This is a genomic window from Paenibacillus crassostreae (genome assembly GCF_001857945.1).
Lineage (GTDB): Bacteria > Bacillota > Bacilli > Paenibacillales > Paenibacillaceae > Paenibacillus_AQ > Paenibacillus_AQ crassostreae.
The window spans coordinates 1,987,009-2,011,137 of record NZ_CP017770.1; the positions used below are offsets into that span (position 1 = coordinate 1,987,009).

Below are 24,129 nucleotides of genomic sequence, written 5' to 3' on the forward strand. Positions count from 1 at the left end.
TGCTCCATCTTTTTCCTTCTGCTAATGTTGGGATGGAGACTTGAGCATAACATTCACGAGAAACAACTAAAGAACCTCGTTCTGCCGTCAAATACCGACGGTTACAATGTCCTCTCCACTAAATTTACTACATCCGTTCATATCAATATGCCCTTTCTCCCCCGTGAATATGTACGGATTATCCGAAGAATTAGCGAGTAACACTTCAATTTATATCTATATTCTCCTTAAGAAATTAATTACTGTCCTCAAAAATGTTGTGAAGAAGTTATTAAGATAGAAGTTAGATCGAGGATCAGATGTTCTTCTATTAATGATTCATTCCCGGCATACTTCCATGGTCAGGACCAGATTTAGAGATAATTTCAAGCATGGAGTCGATCTCACCTTGGGCTTTCGGAGTCATAGATTGTTGCGAACCTGTCAACCAAGCATGATTATACGGACCTTCTGTCGGTGACATTTCATATTTCGGTTGTACAGATACCATATAGGACATAACCGATTCTGGCATACCGTCTTCATCACTCCAGAGTAGCGGTGAATGTTTTCCTAAGTGTGAAAAAGGAGCCGCGGCAATAGCCAATACTGGGGAGTTCACATTAACAAATGAGAAATTGTGTCCTGGTGTTGTAATCCCCCAGCCAAAACCGGTTGTACTGTCCTTATATTTAGCAAAGGCTATTGCATTCTCGTAAGGGTCATTACCTGAGATACGTACGGTTTTCCCATATTGTTGTAATCCTTTCTCAACTTCTGCTGAAACAACGGTTTCAGGACCAAGAATATATATACTAGCTTTGCCCCCTCTTGTCTGTAAAGCTTCCATTGTCTCTTGCGGTATTTCATCCTTCTTTACATACAATAATGGCTCGGGCATGTGAGCAATCCAGTTAATAGCAGGCAGGGTATACTCCGGACTATCTTGGGAACCGATAATGACGGAAGATGGATTTTCTCCTGCTATCTTTGCATAATAAGCATCTATGGCTTTTGCCAACGCTGCAGAATTATCCGCTGTTACTTTATCTACTTTGTAACCAAGTTCTTTCGCCTGATCTTCAATCTTTTGATCCAAATCACCCACAAGAATTACTTGAACACCATTGTTGGATTCAACCCCTTTAGGTTGAAGACGTTTCATTTCATTCACAGTAACATTGGGAATCCCCTCTTTGTTAACAAATAAGATTGGACCATTGCTCGGATGATGTATCAGATCAGCACTGACCAAGGCATTTTGCCAATTATCTGGGTCTGTTAAAATAATACTGCCTGGTCGATTATCGTCACTTGTTGCCATCCATAATGTCTGGGATATGATAACGGCAGCTTCCTGTGGATTGTCCGTGTTTATTCTGGTAGTATTCTTCGAAGCTATCCAAGGCGTAGAGACTTGAGATGTTGCATCACTTGCTTGTTGATTGGCTGTGTTAGATTCAACGTTGTTAACTTGTTTCGTACATGCAGATAAAACTAAAATCATAGTTAAAGCAACCATTCCAACTTTTATTATTTTTTTCATAAATTATCCCTCCGTTTAACCTTTAATTTTTAATAAATTCAATATTCTTACTCTGCTAACCATCATTTCCAAATAACGAAGACTACAATACATAGTAACTTGCAAATGCGCTTATATTATTGATTACCGAAATGCTATTCAAACCTCCCCGCATCAGAGTTACATTAACCGCTTCCGGCATTAAAAATAAAAAAAGTGCCCGCTTAGGCACTTTTGTTCTCTGTCAACTGTATGTTTGTAATGCAAGTATTGTCATTCTCAAAGGTAGAAAACTCTGACTCCGCCGTTTTTCCGTCGTGTGCAATCGTTATACGATACGCCCTGTCACGTGGTAACCACAAATCGACAAATCCGTTAGATTGGGATATCAATGTTTGGTCCAGTAATACGTTCCCATCCACGTCTTCAATGTATACACTAAACTCTTCATTCGCCATTTCTCCACGGCATCCAGTTAAACTGTGGACGGAGCAAGGGTGGGTTTTCTCGACGTATGGCGCAATGGAAACAAAAAAGTTCTCATCTGGCAAGTCATAGGTTAACTGGTTTTCGTCGCTGTCGGTCACAATAAGTTGCCGTGATGTAATAGAAGCAGACTGATTTTTTATATTACCAACACTGTAATCATGTACCAATTGCTTAATATTTTGAGTTTTATTTTCTTTCGGTGCATTTCTTTCGATGCTTTCCGTGAACAAATACGTCCCTAGTACAACGACAACCACTCCAATAACCGCAATGACTTTTCTTTTCATCCTATATTCACTCCTGCCTAGTTATATATGTTATTCTCTTTCTACGCTCATATCCTAATTCCTTTTAACTAATCTTTTTATAACATAGCTCGTCCTATCATCTTACTATTAAAAAATGGACGAAAACGAGTATCAATCCCTGTATTTCTTTATCATGACATTTAGAAACTCTCGAAAACCTTCAATATATGTTTTAGGCTCTATGATTTCCAAATCAGTTCCAAAACTAGCCAAAAATCGAAATCCGATATGATTTTGCGGCACATCTATTGTCACTATTAAAAATTCAGAATTATAAGCTTCAATCTTTTTGTGACCGTATCTTTCAATAAAATGATCTTTTATGCTATGTGAGATCAATGCTTTAATTGTAATTAATTTCGGTTGATAATGTTGTTCAGCTTTTTGCTCAGTCAAAAAATCTCTAGGAACAAATGTTTTGATATCGATATTAAGATTATCCGTTCTGGACAATTTAAAAGTTCGATATTCCATTCGATTTAAACAAAACCCCTTCAAATACCAACTCATTTCACTAAAATGAAGCTGATATGGCTCGATCATTCTATTCGTCTTCACTCCACTTTGATCTATATAATCGAAGGTAATTATTCTTTCTTGCACTATTGCTTCTTGACAAGTCTTTAAGATTTGAAAAATTTCAGAACGACCGTCCCAATCATAAAATGACAGGTGAATTGAACCTTTCCAAGTTGCTGAGCCTATCATTGATTCAATTTTTTTAAGAGTTAGTTCAACTTCGTCACTAAATAGAATTTGTCCCAATCCACCCAGTGCGGTTAGGATATTTTCTAAGTCTTTACTACTTAAAAGTCGTTTGTCTAATTTGTATTCATCCATAATCCCGTATCCGCCCTTAACTCCATTTATAGAATAAATAGGTATATTAGACAAACTGAGAGTTTCCATATCACGTAGAATCGTTCTTTTGGACACGTTAAATAATTGTGCAAATTCGGTTGCTGAAACAACGTTCTTTTGCAGCAAGATCATTATTATAGATATTAATCTTTCAATTTTATTCATATTGTCCCTCCCATAAAAATTTTCACAAAGCTATAATAGGTGACAAACAAGCTGTCACCTATTATAGCTTATACTTCATGTATTACAAGAAGGAGGTTTTTTCATGTCAGTTATTGCATATTTAAACTTTGATGGGAATACAGAGAAGGTCATTGAGTTTTATTCAGAAGCTCTGAATTCAAGTAAAGTAAAAAAAGTGAAATTTAAGGATATTTCACAAGATCCAAATTACCCTTTGCCAGAAAATGAGTTGAATATGATTATGGAGTCATCGTTAGAATTCGCTGGTGGAAAAATAATGATGTCGGATATCCTGCCCTCGATGAAGAAGGTAACGGGCGAGTTGGTTAAAGGCAACAATATAATGATTAGTATCGTTATTGATGAAAAACAGACAATGGAATATTACTTTTCTAATTTGTCTGTAGGTGGCTATGTTATCATGCCGTTATCAGAAATGCCTTGGTCTTCCTGCTTCGGAATGTTGGTTGATAAATTTGGTATTGTTTGGAAATTTAATAGTGACGCTGATAAGTTCCTTGATCGTTTAGTTTCAAACCAATAACAAGAATTAACACCAAGGAGTAGCTTCTCGTTTCTAGGTAATTGAAGCTGCACATTATATGACTTAAGGGAAAGTGGCAACGGACAGTTAGCGTTGCCACGTTTTCTCGTTTGTAGCCCAGGCAGAAAGGAGAATGAAACACATTCATGGAAATCAACGAACTGCTTCAAGTAAAGTCGAAAAGCGAATTGAGGTATTGGTTTCAGGAACATTGTTTGACTGAAAAATCTTGTTGGGTTGTCGTGAGTATGAAGTTGACACAAGGTACTTTACTGTATCTGGACGCTGTCGAAGAGGCCTTGTGTTTTGGATGGATTGATGGAATAAAAAAGAAAAATTCCGAGACTGAACTAGCCCAAAGGCTATCTCCTAGAAGCAAAAACAGTTCATGGACTGAATTAAATAAAGAACGGGCCCGTCGCCTTGAAACGTTGGGATTAATGACAGCAGTAGGTAGAAAGGAGCTCCCTGACCTGAGTTACGAGTCTTTTAAAATTGATCCTATTATTGAGCTGAGGCTGAAAGAGGAAACAGATGTATATCAGAATTTCGTTCAATTTCCAGATCTTTATAAAAGAGTTCGAATCGACACAATACAAAGCAATAAAAATCAACCTGAGTTATTTAAGAAAAGATTAGATAAGTTTATAACAAACACCAGACAAAATAAATTGTATGGTAATTGGGATGACAACGGACGCCTTTTGAATTACTGAACATAATTCTTAACCATATAGTGACGTGAAATCAATGCTCCAAACGGATGAACATCGCACTTTTCTAATACTAACAGACAATTATTTCATTAACGCCAAGAATCGTCTTACATTCTCTGGCGAACTTTTTAATCGACTGCTTCATTCTTACTTCTCTACATTAATGATTACCTTTTGAACCTCCCACGAATAAATCCGTAGGATTCCTACGCTAATACTCTATCGGAGTAAGGTAAGTAGGCTATCCCCGTAGTTCCTACGGTTCTATTTTTTATGCGGAAAGAAGCCTTTTCGCTTCTTGAAGAATATTCATACTGGCATTCTGGTCTCGTTTCTGATGGATTCCACATTGCGGGCAGTCCCATTTGCGAATGGATAGCTTCTTGGCTTCTTTGTACTGAAATCCGCAACATGAACACAATTGTGAAGACGGAAACCATGGACTAACCGCCACGACCTGTTTACCATACCATTTCGCTTTGTATTCCAATTGTCTGCGGAACTCTGCCCAATACGCATCTGCGATACTTTTGGCTAACCGATGGTTCTTGACCATATGGGATACTTGCAAATCCTCAATGGCAATGAGGTCGTGGTTTTTGACCAATGCCGTTGAGTGTTGGTGCAAGAAATCCATTCTGGCGTTGACAATTTGTTCGTGCATTCGAGCCACTTTGATTTTTTGCTTATGCCAATTAGAAGATCCCATGGTTCTTCTGGACAAAGTACGTTGTTCACGTATTAATTTTTGTTCCATGTTTCGCAGGAAGTGAGGGTTCTCCATCGGCTTGCCTTGACTCAACACCGCAAATTGCTTAATGTCTAAGTCCATGCCGACTTCCTGATGGGTTTTGGGTGATAGCTGAATATCTACTTCTGCGACAATGGACACAAAATATTTACCTGACGTATTTCGTCTAATAGTCGCATTGAGAATGCGACCATCCACTTCACGACTTTTGGTAAAACAAACCCATCCCAACTTGGGTAATTTAAGTTGATTACCGTCAATGGCGATATTCCCATTCATCTGTTTGGTTGTATAGGATTGGACAGGGTTCTTTTTGCTTTTAAAACGTGGTGTATTATTTTGCTTTTTATAATAGCGAGTATACGCATCGTTTAGGTTTTCTACGGATTTTTGCAAGGCAATGCTATCCACTTCTTTGAGGAAGGAATAATACTGTTTTAATTGCTTCACCGATTTAATGGATTCATTTTTATTGAAGAATTCACCTTTCCAACGATTCAGAGGAAGCTGGCCATTTTGAACCATCTCTTTGGTGATAGTCCAATAAGCGTCTTTTTCTTTTTGTTTCCCTAAGAAATGGTTAAAGACAAACCGAGTACATCCTATCGTTTTGTTGATGAAGATAGCTTGTTCTTTTGTAGGATACAAACGAAATTTGTAGGCTTTATGATGGTTCAAAATGAGACACCTCCTTTGAAGTAGATACCTTTACTATAGAACATATGTACGCCATTGAAAACAAAAAAAGAAGTTCAATTCATCTCATGGCTAAAGCCACAAGTGTTCTCGAACCAGTCATAAAATAATCAATTTATGCTTATAAAACAGAAAACAAAAGCCCAGCAAGGGTTCACTGGGCTTTTGTTTTCTGTTTTGGAGACATTATAAGATGAAGTTTACAACATCTGTGGGTAACGTCTGTAAATGAGACAAAAAGATCACCAAATCAGGTGATCTTTTTGTTATAAGTGAGACTTATTTGATCATTAATTGATACTTTTTGTTGATATTCCGGTTATAGATGAGATTTGTTATTGAGTAACATTCCTGGCTCAGAAGAACCCAGTCTATTGCTTCATTTTTACTTTACCACTTATACATTAAAATGACGATTTCACGCTCTCATCATTTCATCAATTTTGTTGGCAAGATCATGAATACTAGTGTTGATATTTATTAAATCTATGAAGCAAATATGAACCATTACGTCATCCTCACTTAGATACATAATCGATTCATCGATCGTGCACATGCTAATTGTCCAGGGATATAGTAAGAACACCATTTTAGAAGAGTATTTTTTATTGTACACGTACATCTGGTACATATCCGCCTGCGAGATTCCGTAGTTACTTTGATTTGGATAAAGTATTTTCCACTTTGTATCCAGTACGATTGAACAATTATCACGATCCTTCACCACAATATCTGGCTTCAATAGAAATCGCATGGGTTTATCGAACAGATGATATAACCGATCTTGTGTCTTCATTTGATAATGAGCTTTGTCTAAGACCTTATTTAGCTTGCCAGCAACATAGCTTTCAAAGACCTTCTCCATTGGAAACAAAAGCGCAAAGGCCACTCCGCCACCTTGAAATGTAGTAAAGCTTTTATTCTTCAGAAAGATGCTACACCATTGAAGAATCATTTCATAGTCCTTCATATTACGATCGGAGATGACCTTTTCGAACTCCTGATCAGGATTTTCAGAGACTTCTACTGCATCAAACGATGCCAACAATACGATAAGATCCTTTTTATTAATTCTACTGGAACTAACTTTTCGCAAAAAATCTAGCGTTGTCTTGATCAGCCTGTTCTCCGGTCGATTAACACTGAAGATATCATATTCGATATAAAAGCGTTCCTTATGTACGTAATTCGATTTAATATGCTGCGAAAAGTTGAGCTTACCTTTATAGTAGCGCTCGTTATCCTCGTGCTCAATATAAGCTGATTTCAATCCTCGTTTGACCAGCACATAGATCTCTTCAATGAACATTCGAATAAAAATTTCAAAAATATTATTTTTCTCAATATGAAGGTTCGACATCTTAAAGGTTTTGTACGGTATTTCCTTAAGGAATTTCAACATATCCAGAAAAACTCTTTTCGTTTCTACTTCTGAGCTTTCGTGTTCCTTGGAATATAACTTTGGTAAAATTTCAATTTGCGTGCCATCATCCATCGTTATTAAACCTACATAATTTTTTGCACTAATGATTTTACCAATACCGCGTTTACTAGAAATCGTCATCAATTCCAAAGTATCTGTATCAGCACTCTGTTTCTTCAACAAGATAAACTGCTCTAACCGATCGAAGGTAGACTCGGGTAAGGAGTGATATTGATTAGATGACACAGCTACATTCCTTGTGAACGAATCATATTCTTTAATCATGAACTGTTGACTCAAACCTGTCACCTACACGTTATAAATTTTGCGATACGATTCAATTTGGGTAAATGCTTGCTCATTAATTTCATAGGGTACTTCATCATCAAGATCAATCTCGCGCGAATTGCCAAATAGCTCTTTGAAATCAATCTGTTGGTTCTGGATAAATTGTTCATCCCTGTTTTTGTTGTTGTCTCCGAGAACAAGCTGGATATTATGATAATCTTCATAGAAGTATTCTTGCAGTAAAGGGATTATGGCATTTTTAAAAATACTGGCTAGGTTATCTAATATAGGATTGCTTGCTAGGGACATGAAATAGGCATGTCCAATCGTATGCTCTCTATCAAATAATACTTCAATACGGTGATTGATCTTCATCAGCATGGCGGCGATATCAATTCCTTCAACAACTACACCCTTAAGAAATTGTGGGTTTGGCATCAATTCCGCAAAATGAAAACGTCGGCGCAGAGCTGTATCTAGTCGAGCAATAGATCTATCTGCCGTATTCATAGTTGCGAGAATATATACATTGTTAGGAACACCAAATTCCACCTGTGAGTAAGGAAGTTTAAGCTTGATTTCTTCGACTTGTCCTAGACGCTTGGTAGGCTCAATTAATGTAATCAATTCACCAAATATTTTCGAGATATTTCCACGGTTGATTTCATCGATAATAAATACATATTGATTGGTATTCTCTTTAATAGTCGTGCCTGAAGAAGCATCATACTTTTTTAGAATATGAAGTACATCTGTAAGTTTAATCCGATTTAGTCTGTATACTGAACCTAAAGTCAGAACAGTGTTTCCATTTAGTTCATAGATATCTTCACGAATATCCTTAACCAGCCATTTGACCGTTCGCGATCTTTTGTAATGTGCAAACTGATCCAACCACTCGTAATCACCGGTAACGACGCCAATCGCATCTATCGTTTTCTCGTCATATAGAACTAGAACGATATCACCAATCATCATTTCATCGATAAAGCTAGACAGAATTTTCTTCCCACCGGCTTTTGTAAAATCAGTCTCTTCTGTGATCTTCTCACCATATCCATCCCAGCCAACTCTTATTCTACTATTAACAAAGCAATCTCTCTTGGTAGTATTCTCCCGCGCTCCTTCTAACGATACTTTCCATATTGTCGGTTCACTACGAATGCCATATTCATTGCTGTTCTGAATGGTTGGCGTTATTGCATGTTCACAGAATTCCTTGAAAATACCCGTCTTGATTTCATAGGAAACGTCGTTTCCATCCTGATCCGTACTTCCGATTCCAATCTTGGGCTTAATTCCCTCAATAAATTCCTCATATCCATACGATTGATGAAAGGTTGTAAATGCAATTTGCCCATTATCCTTGTATGTTCGATACCGTGTCAGAACACTTTCATAACCGTTCTTATCTATTTCCTGCTGAATAGATTCCAAAGATTTCCTCTCGATAATCGCGATTGCATAAGCAACGGTGTTGTAGGTCTTCCCCGTACCTGGTGGTCCGTAAAGAATGATATTTTTATCCATTGTTATAGCTTCTGTTGCCACCACCGTACTAGCTTGTAATGAATTCTGACCGTAACTAATAGATGAAGTATTCAACAAATCTCCTTCCCCCTGTTGCATGAGGAATTCTTCATAATATTGTAGTGCATATTGAAAGGCTTTGTTACCCGCCTTAACGTTGACTTCATCGAAGTTTTCTGCCCCTTCAATCAACACTCTTACCTTTTTAAAAGCTTCTGGTGATGCTATTTCGTATAAGTCAGTCGCTTCTAATTCAATACCCTTTAGCCTTTCAGGTGCATTTGACAAAGATGACACATAGGAGTTTACTGTATTATCTGAGTAATTTTCACCATTTGCTTTTTTACGCTGATTAAACCACTCCGTATACGCTTTTCGCTGCACTTTAGATGAATTATTCATATTGTTAACCTCATTTCATAATTCCCCTGTAAATGTTCATAAGATTTGAGCCGCGAAACTTCCCTTTAACACTTTAAAAACAAGCAATCTACGGCGCTCCCATGTGTACAAATAATCATTGTTCGTTTGTTACTACTCACAATTACATCCATCCTTATTTTGATGTCTTTCGCACATGCACGATCGTTCTACATCTGGATCAGTTATTTTTGTTCCAACAATATGAGAAACCTGGATTTATGATCCACATATATATGATCCTACATAACATCTACTTTTACGGGTTCTTCGATATGCGGTGTATAGAAAGAAATTTCACCATGTATTTTCTTATTTTTCGTCCTCGATAATTTAATTGATCTAAATTCGTCTTCTAGCGAACTAAACTTACGTCGAATTAACCTTGCAATATTGGGATTCGCAGTTGTAATAAACAATTGCACTCCATTTGCTGAAATCTCTCTGATGAAGTCAAGAAAACTAAGGACATTTAAATCATCCATATTTGAAACAGGCTCATCTAATAAAATAAATTTAGGTGCATTTTTCATACTTATATGTAAAACAAAAAAAACAGCGAGTGCAACTGCAGTCCTCTGTCCAGTACTCATTAAATGTATGGGGACTTCTTCAATTTTATTTGATGATTCACGTAATGCAATCAATTTGTTATTACTGTTAAGTTCCAATACTGAGAATTCTCTTGGACTATGCAGTAGGACAAATTTCTTACTAATTTCAGATATGTTGTTTTTAAGAAATTCCGAGCTATAATCCGAAAGTGGGTTTAACTTATTTATTACTAATTTGGCTTTTTTACAAACCTTAAGTAACTCCTTGTCTGAAGCAATTAATCGTTCTTCATCTTTCATACGCACTGAAATTTCAGAATAGTTTTTACGGTTACCAATATTTTCTTTTAGTAGTAATATCTCATTCTTTACTTCCATTAGATCACTAGCCCAAGAAGAAAGATTAATGTCATTAATACTATTATACGTTATCTTACTTATTAAGATTTCCTTAAAAACAAACCATTTAGAAAATACATTCAGTTGATTTTGATATACTTCATGCTGGACTCTATATTTATTTCCTTCATCAACGACTTTCATTTGTTCTTCTTGTAATAGATCTAATTCTACTTCTAGTTTTCTCATTTCAGAGAGACTTTCCTGAACTTTGTTAAGAAATTCTGCTTTCTTAGCATTTAAGTTCGAAAGCATTTGATCGATTTGAATCTGTCCTTCAATATAGGAATCTCCTAATTCTTGTTTGAATGATTGAACAAAGTTAACTACAGAATTGTAGGAATAACTCTCACTTTCTAAACTTTTAATTCTGTAATCCAACTCAGAAAGGATATCTTTTGTGTCAACTATTATTTTATTAACATAGTTAAATATTATACGGAAATTAGATTGTTCATTTATATGGGAACTTATAAAATCATCTGCAATATTATACTTTAATAAATAACCAAAGCTAGAAGTTATTTGATTCAATAGGGTATCTTCTTTTTTTATTGTTTCTAGTTCGTTAGCCGTTTCTCTAATTTCAGCAACAAGAGAGAATTCTTTCCTTTTAAGTTCTAAACTTGTATCTAATTGTAATCCCTCCATTCCATTAAGAACATTAACTAGAAGTTCATTGTAGGAAGAGTGATTAACTCCGCATAAAGGACAGCTATGAATACTCCTATTAGTCTCTAATATTGTTTGCCCTATGACTTTCAACTGTTTTAATTGATCTTTAAATTGAATGTTATTGTTCTCTTCTTTTAAAATGGCAGTTAATAATTCTTCATGTTGGACATTCAATTTTCGAAGTCTGTTTTCAGTTTCAATTCTCTTTTTTTCTGTTTTCTCAGTACTTATAATGGGAATATTTACCATTTCAGGTATTTTGTAATTTGACACAAAATGAACATAATAATCATATCTTTTCTTTAGTTCATAATATTTACTTTCAATTTCTAATCTTTCAGTTACTTTATTGAAGTTACTAAAGTAAATAAAATTCTTATTGACATAATTAATTCGATTATTAAAATTAATCAGATTATTATTTTCAGATTCTTGCTGTTCTTTTCTAATCATTAATTTATTTGTGACAGACTTTATCTTTTCATTTAGTGACGTATAAGTGGAACGAAGATTCTTTAGAGTTTGATCTATATTATTTAAGTTTAACTTTGTTTCAGTTCTTTTATTTTCAGCTTCAACAAAAGTATAAATACCTAAAGATTTCATCTCGAAAAGTTCACCAGCGTATTGATCAAAGTAATCAACTTCAATATGCAGTGCTTCTAGTAATTCATTAAGACGCTCTAAATTATTATCATGAGTATTATGAAATGTTGATAGTTGTGAGATATATCGATCGTCTCTTAAATATAAATTATCCAATGATCGAACTACTGTGGATAAATTAATTTCTGAAACATTTTTTCTCAATAGCTCAGAGTATATTAAAATTTGTTTTTGGTGAGAATCAATATTTTTATTTAGCCCCTTTATTGTATCTTCAACTTCTTCAAGGTGCCTATTAATATTTTTTTCAATCGTTTTAACTTCTTCACCGAATATAACCTTCTGAAATTCATTTTCATAATCAGGTTGACCTTCTGGGGTAAAACAAAATTGATAGACCTCTTCAGTTGAGAAGTAATTGTATTGATGAAACGCATGGTTTAATTTATCAATTTTACGTTCTCTATTTTCATAAAAAAGTGATTCACGTAGCTTTTTTTCTTCACTGGATGGCAGGCCCGATATAGATAGGTTGTTGGTAAATGTTATAATTCCGTCCCATGAATTAACTTTATTCGTTTTTTTAGCATCTCCTATTTGTTCACGATGGACATTTCCTGTTAATGCAATTTCTATAGCTTCTAATATTGAGGTCTTACCTGAACCATTTGGGCCAAATAGTAAGTTGACATGAGAAAAATCTAGCTTTGTGGAGGGCTCAAAGCAGTGCTCTCGATAAGCTGTTCCAAAAGAGATGTTGGATATTTTTAAGTTCGCATACTTATTTTTAATAGTGCTGCCTAATTCTTTAATATTTTTCTTGTCTTTTAATGTGAATTTGTTCCCCTGTAAAAACAACTTAAAATTTTTCGTTGTAAATTCTTCCACACATAACAACATACCATTCTCGCTAAGAACTGTTGTCCAATCTTTAGAAGGATCTGCAGATTTTAATACTTTATTATTTCGAGTTTCATTATCACTACGTTGTTCAAGATTATTCTCATATTCTGACGCAGCGATAACGGTCTTTCTTGCGTAATCACTTTTTCTTTCAATAAATACCTTTTTGTCCCAAGCCAGTTGTTTATAATCCATATCACTTAAAACAAACACAAAGTATAAGTTCCAGCGATCATCACCAGATAGGTTATAAAAAAAGTCTTCAATATATCTAGATTCGAATTGACTATATGCTTCATCACTGCTAGTTATCTCATTAAGATAGGATAATTCAGAATGAAATATTAAGTATTTTGCAATAATATTGTTTTTCTCATATATTATTATTTCTTTAATCTCTTTTTGTTCAATCATAAAAGTTTGTGAAGTTAATTGTTTTCCTTGTAACTTTAACATAATCAACCCTCCGAAATATTCGTTCTAGGCTTAACACGTACGGATGCATCTATTGAAGTATCATATTGCGGGAAAGTAACTATCTCGGTGACGTTACCCTTTTTCGAGCTGAACACACATATTTTTTCTTTATTCTGAGGGTCCATATTTTTGATTAATATATCGGCTGTCTTATTTGCCAATTCTTCACTACTTACAAAACAAACTAAAGCACTAACGTCTTCACTATCGACAGAAAATAAATTATGATTATTTAACTTATTTAGACCAAACCTATGATTCTCCCTTAAACCTTTAATATGTGACGGTAATCTTTTTTCTCGTAGACAATTTGCTAAATTAATGAACTGATCAATTCCATCTACCCTAGTCTTTTCTGAATATAAATCAATGGATATCCCAAGCCTGTTACAATACTCATCCTTGTTTGCTATTAATTGACTTTCTTCATTCTTACCAAGAGAAACTCCGAAGAAGTAGTCACGATCCTCTAACTGAGCAGTTAATGGGAATTTATATTCATCTGTGAGTAAACTCTCTATATCGTTAAGATCTTCATCAAACAACTTCTGAGCATCTACCCACCTACTTCTTGATTCATCTGGGTAAAAAGATTCATAACACTTGACGTCAATTGTTGGGGTAGTTACCATGGGTCCTAATTGACATGGTTTACGAACATGCAAGAATTGCATATTCTCTCTTTTAGATGAGAACCAAATATTCACCTTTTTATCAAGCCAATACGCAAAACCCAGCCCTTTAAGATGATTATTTTTCCGATGACTTCTTGTGTCATTATTCCAATTTTTATTATTATTCTTTACATATATACTAGACCAGGGACTATCTATTAATTCCGAATCACCAGAATCTTTAATAGCAATTGAAGAATCTTCAGCCCAATTTTGTGATATATATACTAATTTGCTCCCTTCATTTGAACGAAATAATTCCTTTCTTAATGAAGAGAAGTCATCTTGACGGGGTTTAGTGTTTAATTGAGGATGCAAAAGTACAATTGATTCATTGCCACATTCGAATAACTTCGAAATAGACACATCTCTTTGATTTAATGAATCTGCACATATCAATGAAATTAACTGGTTAGGTTGATTCCTTCCAAATCGATAGATGATAGATCCTAAACTTAATCCAACTTCCTCACATTCTAGCGATCGATCAGCCATAGATTTCGTCTTTAATTGAGGTGTTATACACAATTTACCGCTGGTTAGCTTAAAAATATAGAATAATGAGTTGACAAAAAATCTTTTACTATAATTCTCTGCTGCATCTGTAATTACAACCAATTTAGCATTTCCTTTTAAATCCTTGATAAATTGATCAAACACATCTACTTCTATACCTTGAGTGCAAATACACCACAATTTGCCGAGAGGAGGATGCATTGACTCAGTCGATATTATTTGCTCAATTATATTAAGTGGAATAGAATATTCAGGAGTCAAAAACAAATCAACATTCTTTGTTTTAGCTAATCTCAACGCATCCGGGAATAGGTTTATTGTATAATCGCTATTTTCAAACCTTGGACCTTCTTCTGGGCTAGCGATAATATTCCCCTTGCATTGGAGTTTCAATACTGTAAACGTTGCGGAATCATTTTTACACAAATCAAATTGAGGAATTTCTTCATTTTCTATACTTTGAAAACAGTCTTCGATGAATTTATATGTAATTGTCATATTTACCTCCGGTAATGTATTTCATTAGTATTCTACATAAGTTCGACATTACCTTCCAAAATCTACATCACTCACTTAGAGTTAAGGGACCTATAAATATTATGAAAATAAAAAGCCTTGATATACCAGGAAATATGGTTATCAAGGCTCTTTATTTTATCTCAACCATGTGAAGCTATCTTCCCCATTTTTTTCCTAAATCTCATCTATAACCGTTACTTACATCTGACTGGCAACAAGCACTAAATTTTATAAGCCTTCATCGCCTTACGTATCTCTTTCATCGTTGGACGCTTACCGTACATGAGTACACCGGTACGATAGATCTTAGCGGATAACCAACCGAAGAATATAATGAATACAACTAAAGCAAGAATTGAGGCCCATATTTCCCAGACGGCTACTTCCCCAATACCGATTCGTACAATCATGGTCGTAGGTGAGAAGAATGGAATGAATGAGGATACTTTCATCAGTACTGAGTTAGGAACACTAATGCTGAAAGTTCCGATATAAAATGCTGCCAGTGATAACATCGTGATCGGCATCACGGCTTGACCTAGATCCTCTGTGCGACTTACGATTGAACCAACAGCTGCAAATAAAACAGCGTATAAGAAGTAGCCTAGCACATAAAATATGAATCCATAGATCAATACGTCCAGACTAACCTGCGATAGATTCAAGTCGAAATCTGCAAGCAGTTGTTTGTTCTGCGGCATCAGTAAGTTTGCAACCAATACCAGTATGAAGGTAGCAATTTGAGTTAATCCAACCAAGAACATTCCGATGATTTTACCGAACATTTGCGTTAATGGTGAGACACTAGTGATTAGAATTTCCATAATCCGTGAGCTCTTCTCTGTCGTCACTTCAGAAGCTATCATATTTCCTGTCGTCATCGTTGTGAAGAAGAATAAAATAATCAGTACGTAGACTACACCGAAATTCAATATTTCCTGTGCTTCATTTTCTTCCGTAGCAGTTTTATTATCAATACCCGATGCCAGACTAACACTTTCAGTATTAAACTGCACTGGAGTTCCTAATTCAGCAATCTGCTCAGGCGTAAGTGAATCTTTTACGATACTCTGCGTCTTTACTGTCTGTAAAGCACCTGTAAGTTCCGCTTGAGCAATTGGGTTCAGCTGTTCCCCCTCTTCCGAAGCGTAGATCACTGCAGGAAATATCACATTGGTATCTTCTGTGAACTGTAGATAACCTTCAATGATCCCCTCTTCTATATCATTCTGCAATACTTGTATATCTGCTGTATCATACTTAACGAGAGTAAGATCTTCATTATTCTGTGCCTTCCAATAGCTATCAAGTTGTTCAGCTAATTCTGCCTGTTGTCCATAGATTAGTCCTATCTTCGTAGACTCTCCGCTTGCACCGTCTTTCAAATCCTCACCTGAGAACAACTGGATAAAATATGGAATATTAATCGCAATAGACATAATAATAGCTAAAACTAATGTAGTAATGATAAAAGCCTTCGTCTTCACTTTATTTCTAAAAGTAAATCCTATGACCGTCCCTATTTTATTCATTAGATTCACCAACCTCTTTAATAAAGATTTGATTCAATGTGGGTTCCTTCAATTCAAATTTCTCTACAACACTTTGCTGCATAGCAGACTGTAATATTTGTTGAGCAGCGGAAATATCTGAGATTGTGATCAGATAGCCTCCTTGCTCTTGCACTGTTACTTTAGTGACTCCTGAAATATTCTCTAGCCCAGAGACTTCACTCGTTGTTATTAGTGCTACTTGTTCGCGGGGATATCTGCTTTTGATTTCTTTCAAGCTCCCCTGAACAACGGGATTAGATCGATGCATAATGGTAATATGTCGACATAACTCCTCTACATGCTCCATACGGTGGGTTGAGAATAATATACTTGTTCCTTGTTCACGGAGTTCCTTCACCGTTGATTTCAGCAGCTCCACATTAACGGGATCCAATCCACTGAATGCTTCATCCAGAATAAGGATCTGAGGTTTATGCACGACAGCTGCGATGAATCCAATCTTCTGCTGATTACCTTTGGATAACTCTTCAATTCGTTTATCATAATATTCCGGAACTTCGAACCGTTCTAACCAATAGCGTAGGCTCTTATCTGCATCTTTAGAGGACATGCCTCGAAGCTGAGCCAAGTAGTTTAATTGTTCACTCACTTTAATCTTCGGATACAGTCCTCGTTCCTCAGGTAAGTAACCCATGATCTGCCGTAGCTCATCACTATGAGGCTTACCATGGTATCTTATACTTCCACCATCGGGATATATAAGTCCCAATACCATACGCATCGTTGTTGTTTTCCCTGCCCCGTTAGCTCCAAGGAGTCCGTAAATCTCCCCCGCCTCTACTTGAAGTGACAGTTCATTGACTGCGGTCTTCTCTCCAAATTGCTTTACAACTTTCTCCAACTTTAATGCTTCCATAATTACTCTCCCCTCTCTGACTGCGCAACGGCAGCCTCATCTCTTTGAATCCATAGATTTAAAATTTCATCAAGCTCCAATCCGCGTGTCTTCACTAGTTGTATTCCTGAAGCATGAAAGAGATTCTCTAATTGCTTACACTCTGTAGTTATCATTCGTAACACACCCGCAGAATCCTGCTGCACTTTCATAATTCCTGGTAATTTATCTACAATTGAACTACCGCTTCTAACCCAGACTTCTTTCCAATTATCCATAAGACTATCTTTCTCAACCATGCCAAGTATTCGACCATGGTGAACAAGGATAATGTAATCAGCCAGTTTCCTAATCTCATCAGCAATATGAGTGGATAGTAGAATCGTAGAATCACCCTGTTTCATATAATCTTGGAGTTCATCCATCATTCTCTTCCAGGCAAAAGGATCAAGCCCAGAGGAAGGTTCATCTAATAACAGTAACCTCGGGCGTGTTGCCAAAGCCATCGTGATTTCGAATTTTCTTCGTTCACCCTTAGACATTTTGCTTAATTTCGTACCTCTAGGTATATTAAAACTGGCCATTAATCTTCTACACAGATTATCATCCCAATTTGGATACCAGTATGAGCGGAATTTGGCTGCTGCCTCAGCTGTCAGATGATCTTCTTCCATATTACTTTTCTCCGACACATAGCCTATTTGTTGCTTAATCTCGATTGGAATACCCTCAGGATAAGACTGCCCAAACCATGTTATGTCTCCTTCTTCTGGGATCACAGTTTGCATCAACATATTCATCATTGTACTTTTACCCGACCCATTCTCTCCTACAATCACAACGACATATCCTTCAGGAATAGAGAGATTGAGAGGGCCTATCATTTTATTTCGTCGTTTCTTCTTCACGTTTACCATATTAACGACCATCTGCTCCATATCACGATTACTCCTTCCCATCTTCAGAATGATATTTATGCGTTACTATATCTAGAAATATCCTCATGATATCTTCTTCACTACACTGAACCGAAATCGCCACATCAACAGCCTTTCCTAGGGCATCTACTACAGATTCTCGTTTAAATGTATCTCGCTTAGAATCTCCTACCTTTGCAACAAACGTGCCTGTTCCCTGTTTCGTACGGAGTAGACCTTCACTTTCTAAATCTTGATACACTCTTCGAACTGTAATTACGCTACAATTCAATCCGCTAGCAAATTCTCTGATCGATGGTAAAAGCGTATTCTCCTCAATCTGACCATTTATAATAAGCGATCGTAGTTGAGTCTCTATTTGGTGATACATCGGCTCGGCACTATTCTCGTCAATTTGGATGGGTATCCACACCTTTCACACCTCATTCCTTAACTCTTCTTATACAACCATTTATCATTTATAAAAGGTCTCTATTCTGTAACTTACGAATTGTAAATTTCCCCATAATAGCTAAGACTATCAATCCACCAACAAGCGTACCCCACATGACTGGTGATAGCATTCCCCACTCTTGACTCATGTTCACTGTATATAATAGCAAATTGCCACCTAGCATCCGAATCGCAATCGCTACAATAAAAGAGATCCCCATTAGTATCATCGATAACCAGAAATATTTTCTACCACTACATAAAAATTCGAAATGAATATATATTCCCATAACAGCTATTGCATATCCAATCCATGTAAGTGCGAAGCTTATGAATGCTTCTAGAGGCATTTCCACTCTCAACGGATGGCTAATGCCATACATGATACTAAAAAAGATCAAGCTATTTATAATCAAAGCGGTTGTCAGCTGCATGTATCTGTACCCCATGATGACTTTAGACGAAATCGGCAAAGTTCGTAGATAGATCATCATTTGTGTATAAGAGTCCTCTGTCAAATATTTAAAAGATTTTTTTGAAAAGTAAAAACCTAACATCGGGATAAGGACTAACAGTACGATATCCGATATCGGATATAATTCATTCTTAGGTTCGAGCTGACTTTCTACAATCATGCTAATCATGACTCCAAAATAACTCATAAATATTATAGAAACGATCCACATATATTTCTCGATTTTTAAATCCCTTTTGAAAATCACCCAAGCGTCTCTTATTACGATTTTCACTCTAATCCCCTCGCTCTTAATCAATATCGTTATTCGCCATATATCTTTCTTCGGTGTGCTTACTGTATATATCTTTATACACAGTATAATGTGTGAAGTATCCATCGTCAATAGATAATTTCATTTTTATTCCAGGAAGTTTTTCATGAAAAAATGGCATAAAGAACCGCAGTAGATTGGTAATATCCCCTTTAAGTAGACACTCAAAAAAAACCGCATGTTATCATGTGGGAAAGAGTGAACTTGGAGGGGATATTTTTATGGCTAAAAAAGGACAAGTATTTCAACAGTATACGAATGAATTTAAAGAAGTAGCGGTCAAAGAATACCTTAAGGGATTAGCAAGCTTCAAAGTGGTGGCAGAAAACTTGGGAATTAGGAACTGCACACAATTAAAAGTATGGGTGAGAAAGTGGCGAGATGGAGAGGAATTCGATGTACGTAAAAGCTTATCTAATCCGTTAAAAGGACGAACACGTACGTCTTTTGCCTCTGTAGAGGAAGAGCGAGATCACCTGAAAGTACAGGTGGACTACTTAAAAAAGCGGTATCCAAATCTGGTAAAGGAGGCTTCCTCAGTCAGCAAGACAACTATCAAGTAATTGAAGAACTCCGTGAGTTACACGGTGTCACGCGTTTATTAACCATTGCAGGTGTACCCAGAGCCAGCTACTACAAATGGCGTGCAACGCGATCTAAGCGTATTGAAAGACAAGCGCGAGATCATGAAATCAAGGAGCACATGATGGCTATTCATTCCGTTCATTCTTACTTTGGATATCCACGTATGATGACGGCTTTATGGGAAGCAGGCTATCGTGTCAACCACAAAAAGGTAGCGCGGCTCATGAGGGAATTATCCATCCAATCCGTGATACGAAGGAAAAGACAACGATTCAATTATACACCTTCTGTCGTATATCCTAACCGATTGAAGCGTCAATTTCATGCTACAGGCCCTCAACAAAAGATGGTCACAGATATCACCTATATCTCCGATGGTACACGCTTTTATTACCTGTCTGCGATTCAGGACTTATTTAACAATGAGATCGTAGCTTGGCAAATATCAGATCGTAACGATGTTAAACTCGTACTAGATACGATCGACCAGTGGACAAGAAAAAGAGACGTATCAGAAGCCGTGCTCCATTCGGATCAAGGTTTCCAATATACGTCTCAAGTGTACAACACACGACTAGAAGCATTCAGCGTCAAAGGCAGCCACTCTCGCAAAGCAACCTGCCTGGATAACGCGTGCATCGAATCCTTCTTTTCGCATCTCAAAACAGAGAAGTTGTATCTTCTCCAGTGTAAGTCAGAAGCCGAGATACATCAAGCCGTTGAAGATTATATCTACTTTTATAACTATCAACGGTTTCAGGCTAAACTCAAACAACGCGCGCCGATTGAGTATCGGCACGCGCTGGCTGCATAGTTTTTTCATCTGTCTACTTGACAGGGGTATGACCAGATATAATCTGAGGTTTTTGTAGAGTTTAGTATTAACAAATGCTGGTTATGCAGTGTTCAGTGATTACAAATTGTAGTTTCAGAATTTACTAGTTGCACAAACATTGCCGGCAGCATACATTTCAGAGCTCTTATCGCGATCATTGGGTAGCGTCAGCATTAGATCATTGGATAATGTCTGCTGTAGGTGTAAAAAGTACATCTAAATCCGCCCAATGTCGTCTATTACTCGGTTTAGTTGTACAGAATACATTTATTATTTGGATATATAGCATTTTTCATAGTTATCCCACTTTTAGCTGTACTTTCTACATCTATTATCTACACCCACCTCTATCTCCTAGATTAAGTGTAGGTTTTGCAATTAAACATAACTAAACACAATCCTATGATCTCTACAGTCACCATGTTGGATTCTTGTTAGTTGGCGATGACTGGACCCCTTCCAACTTACGCTTTCCTATATTTAAAAAAACCGCCTTTAAGCGATCTTAGTAGATGATTATGTTTAAAAGAAAAAAACATCTAAACTGTGTTCAGTCTAGATGTCTTGAGATCATTATATACCTAGTATAACTTTCCACATTGGTATCGTATGACCACCTGGATATAAGATATAGAGAAGTAAATACACCATAACACCTGTGATCGCTGTGAAAAACCACATGATCGCGGTGACCTTACCCCATTTACGATGTTTCGCAAACTTAGCTTTAAATCCTAGTGTAAGTGTCGTAATTCCGAACACAGCAGCTACAGTTGCTAGAATAATATGTGAGATTAGAAAAATTTGATAATAGACTTGGAGGTCCTCTGGACCGCCCCACTCTGTATTACCTATAAAGATGGTGCGCGAAGTATAAATTATAAAGAACACCAATGCAGAAACGGCAGCACCAATCATAACCTTCTTATGTGCATCCCTATGACCTTTGATAATAAGAATCCAACCAATAGCTACCAACACCGCACTAAGTACGATGAATGAAGTACTAATCGTTGGGAATATAAAAAACAAATCCATGATATCCTCCTAAAAGTTTTATTAGCATATGCTACATGAATTACTTCGAAAAACTGACATCGAAAGCATATACCAAAGTTTTTTTATAGCATAGTAGCTTCTTGGTTTACTTCGTAAAGCTAGTATGACTCTCCATTGGTTAATTCATCATTCTCACGATTCTCACTCTTATACCAACGATTAAAAACATACGCTAATATAGAAGCGAAAATGATTTCTTGAATAAACTTCATGAGGATACCACCTACCTGTTGATCAACCAACGGACTCATTAGGCTGAAAAATGTGGGTCCACCAAAATTAGCTAACAGTAGTGAGGTATCCCCCGAGATACAATATCCCATAGACTTAGCCCATGTATTCGGATCACTGTAAATACTGTACATTGGCGATGATGCGAAAATGATCAAGCCACATGCTGGTGTTAATAATATCATATTCAAAAAGATATAGCCCATTTTACCAAGACTTGATCCCTTACTGCTCTCAGGGAGTGGATTTAGAAGCGTCCACCACATTAACATGGCACTCACGAACAATACTAAATAATACAAGCGGTGCACATTGAAATGCAACATTACATAGTCATGAATAACGGGAATATGATAGAAAGAGAATAATCCATTAAATACAAGCGCTGCCACGATAGGCATGGCCAGAAACTTTAATTTCCGCAATGGATTAATCTTCAACATCTTACGCCATAACCAAGGTGGAATTCCTAACATAATTAACGGAGGTGCCACAAGATATGAGAGTGCCATCGATAACATATGGAAAGAGAACATCATATGCCCCAATAGACTTATCGGTCCACCTTGTGCCAAATAGAGTATAAACACTCCTGCAATAAACATAAATTTCTTCATCCACGAGACGGGTTCAGCTTCAGCGAACTTTTCACTGAAAGGACCTACTACTAGTAAATAACCTGCGACTACAAGTAGCATACAACACATAAATAACGGACTCCACAAATCTGCAATACTAAAATATTCTAATCCCAGCATTCATTAACCTCCTTGCTACCGGGTTTCCTTTTGTCTAAAAAAGCATATTCTAATTTTCTAAGATTTAAAAAAAGAGGCGGCTCACGCCACCTCTTCTCATCTTACCACCACATCCAGGCTAGTGCAGTAACGATTGCCGTCCCTGCAACAAAGAATCCACCTGCCATGAATATAATCGGTAGCATATGACCCTTATCTTTCAAGTGCATCCAATAACCCATCTGAACAAATACTTGTAGAACGGCCATGACTAGCAATAGGGTAATCGTAAATCCTGCGTTTATACCGCCGGCTGCTACAGCTGCAAAAGCGATTAGTGTCAGTACAATAGAGAATATAAATACAACGATATGTTTCTGTGGACCTTCATGCCGAGGCCTTGAGTTGACTAGCTGATGCTTATTTGGTTGTTCATCGACAGTCATGACTTAACCCACCTTTCCAAGCAAATAAACGACCGTAAAGATAAATACCCATACTACGTCGATAAAGTGCCAGTACATAGCGGACACATAAACCTTCGGTGCCGTTACAACGGTTAATCCTTTGGTGTATAGCTGCCCAATGAGAACACCGATCCATGCAATACCGAACAGAACGTGAGCACCGTGAAACCCAACCAACGTATAGAACGCTGAGCTAAATGCACTTGTTGTCATACTGAAATTCTCTAAATGCATGTATTCATAGAATTCGTAAATTTCTAGACAGAGAAAGCCAAGTCCTAGAACGACAGTAACGATTAACCAAAGTTTCAGTGATTCTAACTTGTGACGATGTAATGCCTGAATCGCAAAGACACTAGTCAAACTACTTACTAACAAGATAAATGTTGCTGCAGCCGTTAGTGGCAAACCAAAAAGTTCATCACCTGTGGGACCACCATTTGTTTGATTACGAAGTGTAAGGAATGTAGCGAAGAGCGTACCAAAGAGTACGGCCTCGCCACCTAAAAAAAGCCAAAAGGCAAGAATTTTGTTGCGACCTTCAAGTGTTGCTTTCTCAGGATAATGAGGTAATTGGCCCTTTACCTCTTCCACGTGTGCTGTAGCCAT

The 24,129-nt window shown here is 36.7% G+C and carries 20 protein-coding genes and 1 pseudogene; 4 read left to right on the forward strand and 17 right to left on the reverse strand.

Annotation, left to right across the window (positions count from 1 at the left end; all coding sequences use genetic code 11):
• Positions 1-310: 310 nt before the first annotated feature.
• From LPB68_RS09350 to LPB68_RS09360, 3 genes are all read right to left on the reverse strand, one after another.
• Positions 311-1,525, reverse strand: a complete 1,215-nt coding sequence (locus LPB68_RS09350; protein WP_068661492.1) for an ArsR family transcriptional regulator — start codon at positions 1,523-1,525, stop codon at positions 311-313.
• A gap of 203 nt (positions 1,526-1,728) precedes the next feature.
• The gene (locus tag LPB68_RS09355; RefSeq protein ID WP_068661493.1) at positions 1,729-2,280 is read right to left on the reverse strand and encodes a CueP family metal-binding protein; all 552 of its coding nucleotides are present in this window, start codon (positions 2,278-2,280) and stop codon (positions 1,729-1,731) included.
• A gap of 132 nt (positions 2,281-2,412) precedes the next feature.
• Positions 2,413-3,327: a helix-turn-helix transcriptional regulator gene (locus LPB68_RS09360; protein WP_068661494.1), complete on the reverse strand. Its 915-nt coding sequence runs from the start codon at positions 3,325-3,327 to the stop codon at positions 2,413-2,415.
• A gap of 103 nt (positions 3,328-3,430) precedes the next feature.
• On the opposite strand from LPB68_RS09360, the gene LPB68_RS09365 reads away from it, so the two are divergent.
• Together LPB68_RS09365 and LPB68_RS09370 are read left to right on the forward strand one after the other, a co-directional pair.
• Positions 3,431-3,892 (forward strand): VOC family protein, encoded by a 462-nt coding sequence (locus LPB68_RS09365; protein ID WP_068661495.1) that lies wholly within the window; start codon positions 3,431-3,433, stop codon positions 3,890-3,892.
• Between the two features lie 146 nt (positions 3,893-4,038).
• Entirely contained in the window at positions 4,039-4,608 is a 570-nt protein-coding gene (locus LPB68_RS09370; protein WP_068661496.1) for a YdeI/OmpD-associated family protein, read from the forward strand.
• A gap of 271 nt (positions 4,609-4,879) precedes the next feature.
• On the opposite strand, the gene tnpB is transcribed toward LPB68_RS09370, so the two are convergent.
• From tnpB to LPB68_RS09420, 10 genes are all read right to left on the reverse strand, one after another.
• Complete coding sequence (gene tnpB, locus LPB68_RS09375; protein ID WP_418303823.1) at positions 4,880-6,037, reverse strand: IS200/IS605 family element RNA-guided endonuclease TnpB; 1,158 nt, start codon at positions 6,035-6,037, stop codon at positions 4,880-4,882.
• Positions 6,038-6,473: 436 nt separating this feature from the next.
• Positions 6,474-7,778, reverse strand: a complete 1,305-nt coding sequence (locus tag LPB68_RS09380; RefSeq protein WP_082865870.1) for an McrC family protein — start codon at positions 7,776-7,778, stop codon at positions 6,474-6,476.
• Between the two features lie 9 nt (positions 7,779-7,787).
• On the reverse strand, positions 7,788-9,698 hold the full coding sequence (locus LPB68_RS09385) for an AAA family ATPase (protein ID WP_068661498.1): 1,911 nt from the start codon (positions 9,696-9,698) through the stop codon (positions 7,788-7,790).
• A 260-nt stretch (positions 9,699-9,958) separates the two neighbouring features.
• Entirely contained in the window at positions 9,959-13,309 is a 3,351-nt protein-coding gene (locus LPB68_RS09390) for an AAA family ATPase (protein ID WP_068661499.1), read from the reverse strand.
• 2 nt (positions 13,310-13,311) lie between these two features.
• Positions 13,312-15,018: a hypothetical protein gene (locus tag LPB68_RS09395; RefSeq protein WP_068661500.1), complete on the reverse strand. Its 1,707-nt coding sequence runs from the start codon at positions 15,016-15,018 to the stop codon at positions 13,312-13,314.
• A gap of 242 nt (positions 15,019-15,260) precedes the next feature.
• Positions 15,261-16,571, reverse strand: coding sequence for an ABC transporter permease (locus LPB68_RS09400; RefSeq protein WP_068661501.1), 1,311 nt, complete (start codon positions 16,569-16,571; stop codon positions 15,261-15,263).
• A complete protein-coding gene (locus tag LPB68_RS09405; RefSeq protein WP_068661502.1) occupies positions 16,564-17,469 on the reverse strand; it encodes an ABC transporter ATP-binding protein in 906 nt (301 codons plus the stop codon). The genes LPB68_RS09400 and LPB68_RS09405 overlap by 8 nt, the downstream gene beginning before the upstream one ends.
• Before the next feature lie 2 nt (positions 17,470-17,471).
• The gene (locus LPB68_RS09410; protein WP_068661503.1) at positions 17,472-18,386 is read right to left on the reverse strand and encodes an ATP-binding cassette domain-containing protein; all 915 of its coding nucleotides are present in this window, start codon (positions 18,384-18,386) and stop codon (positions 17,472-17,474) included.
• A 7-nt stretch (positions 18,387-18,393) separates the two neighbouring features.
• Entirely contained in the window at positions 18,394-18,798 is a 405-nt protein-coding gene (locus tag LPB68_RS09415) for a GntR family transcriptional regulator (protein WP_068661504.1), read from the reverse strand.
• A gap of 46 nt (positions 18,799-18,844) precedes the next feature.
• Positions 18,845-19,567: an ABC-2 transporter permease gene (locus LPB68_RS09420; RefSeq protein ID WP_082865871.1), complete on the reverse strand. Its 723-nt coding sequence runs from the start codon at positions 19,565-19,567 to the stop codon at positions 18,845-18,847.
• 260 nt (positions 19,568-19,827) lie between these two features.
• On the opposite strand from LPB68_RS09420, the gene LPB68_RS09425 reads away from it, so the two are divergent.
• Positions 19,828-20,169 (forward strand): transposase, encoded by a 342-nt coding sequence (locus LPB68_RS09425; protein ID WP_068659106.1) that lies wholly within the window; start codon positions 19,828-19,830, stop codon positions 20,167-20,169.
• A pseudogene (locus LPB68_RS09430) lies at positions 20,163-21,005 on the forward strand (IS3 family transposase); the annotation flags it as partial. The gene LPB68_RS09425 and the pseudogene LPB68_RS09430, both read left to right, overlap by 7 nt.
• A gap of 594 nt (positions 21,006-21,599) precedes the next feature.
• Here LPB68_RS09430 and LPB68_RS09435 read toward each other — a convergent pair.
• From LPB68_RS09435 to LPB68_RS09450, 4 genes are all read right to left on the reverse strand, one after another.
• Positions 21,600-22,064, reverse strand: a complete 465-nt coding sequence (locus LPB68_RS09435; protein WP_068659856.1) for a DUF420 domain-containing protein — start codon at positions 22,062-22,064, stop codon at positions 21,600-21,602.
• A 119-nt stretch (positions 22,065-22,183) separates the two neighbouring features.
• Positions 22,184-23,074 carry a cytochrome c oxidase assembly factor CtaG gene (gene ctaG, locus LPB68_RS09440; RefSeq protein WP_068659858.1) on the reverse strand — a complete coding sequence of 297 codons (891 nt, stop codon included), beginning with the start codon at positions 23,072-23,074 and terminating at the stop codon, positions 22,184-22,186.
• 101 nt (positions 23,075-23,175) lie between these two features.
• A complete protein-coding gene (locus LPB68_RS09445; RefSeq protein ID WP_068659860.1) occupies positions 23,176-23,499 on the reverse strand; it encodes a cytochrome C oxidase subunit IV family protein in 324 nt (107 codons plus the stop codon).
• 3 nt (positions 23,500-23,502) lie between these two features.
• Positions 23,503-24,129, reverse strand: coding sequence for a cytochrome (ubi)quinol oxidase subunit III (locus LPB68_RS09450; protein WP_068659861.1), 627 nt, complete (start codon positions 24,127-24,129; stop codon positions 23,503-23,505).

What these genes read in the sequence shown, in the direction of transcription:
- LPB68_RS09435 (WP_068659856.1), bottom strand. Translation starts at nt 22,064, where the DNA reads ATGGATTTGTTTTTTATATTCCCAACGATTAGTACTTCATTCATCGTA.
- LPB68_RS09400 (WP_068661501.1), bottom strand. Translation starts at nt 16,571, where the DNA reads ATGAATAAAATAGGGACGGTCATAGGATTTACTTTTAGAAATAAAGTG.
- LPB68_RS09365 (WP_068661495.1), top strand. Translation starts at nt 3,431, where the DNA reads ATGTCAGTTATTGCATATTTAAACTTTGATGGGAATACAGAGAAGGTC.
- LPB68_RS09355 (WP_068661493.1), bottom strand. Translation starts at nt 2,280, where the DNA reads ATGAAAAGAAAAGTCATTGCGGTTATTGGAGTGGTTGTCGTTGTACTA.
- LPB68_RS09395 (WP_068661500.1), bottom strand. Translation starts at nt 15,018, where the DNA reads ATGACAATTACATATAAATTCATCGAAGACTGTTTTCAAAGTATAGAA.
- LPB68_RS09450 (WP_068659861.1), bottom strand. Translation starts at nt 24,129, where the DNA reads ATGGCTACAGCACACGTGGAAGAGGTAAAGGGCCAATTACCTCATTAT.
- LPB68_RS09370 (WP_068661496.1), top strand. Translation starts at nt 4,039, where the DNA reads ATGGAAATCAACGAACTGCTTCAAGTAAAGTCGAAAAGCGAATTGAGG.
- LPB68_RS09445 (WP_068659860.1), bottom strand. Translation starts at nt 23,499, where the DNA reads ATGACTGTCGATGAACAACCAAATAAGCATCAGCTAGTCAACTCAAGG.
- ctaG (WP_068659858.1), bottom strand. Translation starts at nt 23,074, where the DNA reads ATGCTGGGATTAGAATATTTTAGTATTGCAGATTTGTGGAGTCCGTTA.
- LPB68_RS09385 (WP_068661498.1), bottom strand. Translation starts at nt 9,698, where the DNA reads ATGAATAATTCATCTAAAGTGCAGCGAAAAGCGTATACGGAGTGGTTT.
- LPB68_RS09360 (WP_068661494.1), bottom strand. Translation starts at nt 3,327, where the DNA reads ATGAATAAAATTGAAAGATTAATATCTATAATAATGATCTTGCTGCAA.
- LPB68_RS09410 (WP_068661503.1), bottom strand. Translation starts at nt 18,386, where the DNA reads ATGGAGCAGATGGTCGTTAATATGGTAAACGTGAAGAAGAAACGACGA.
- LPB68_RS09390 (WP_068661499.1), bottom strand. Translation starts at nt 13,309, where the DNA reads ATGTTAAAGTTACAAGGAAAACAATTAACTTCACAAACTTTTATGATT.
- LPB68_RS09405 (WP_068661502.1), bottom strand. Translation starts at nt 17,469, where the DNA reads ATGGAAGCATTAAAGTTGGAGAAAGTTGTAAAGCAATTTGGAGAGAAG.
- LPB68_RS09350 (WP_068661492.1), bottom strand. Translation starts at nt 1,525, where the DNA reads ATGAAAAAAATAATAAAAGTTGGAATGGTTGCTTTAACTATGATTTTA.
- LPB68_RS09425 (WP_068659106.1), top strand. Translation starts at nt 19,828, where the DNA reads ATGGCTAAAAAAGGACAAGTATTTCAACAGTATACGAATGAATTTAAA.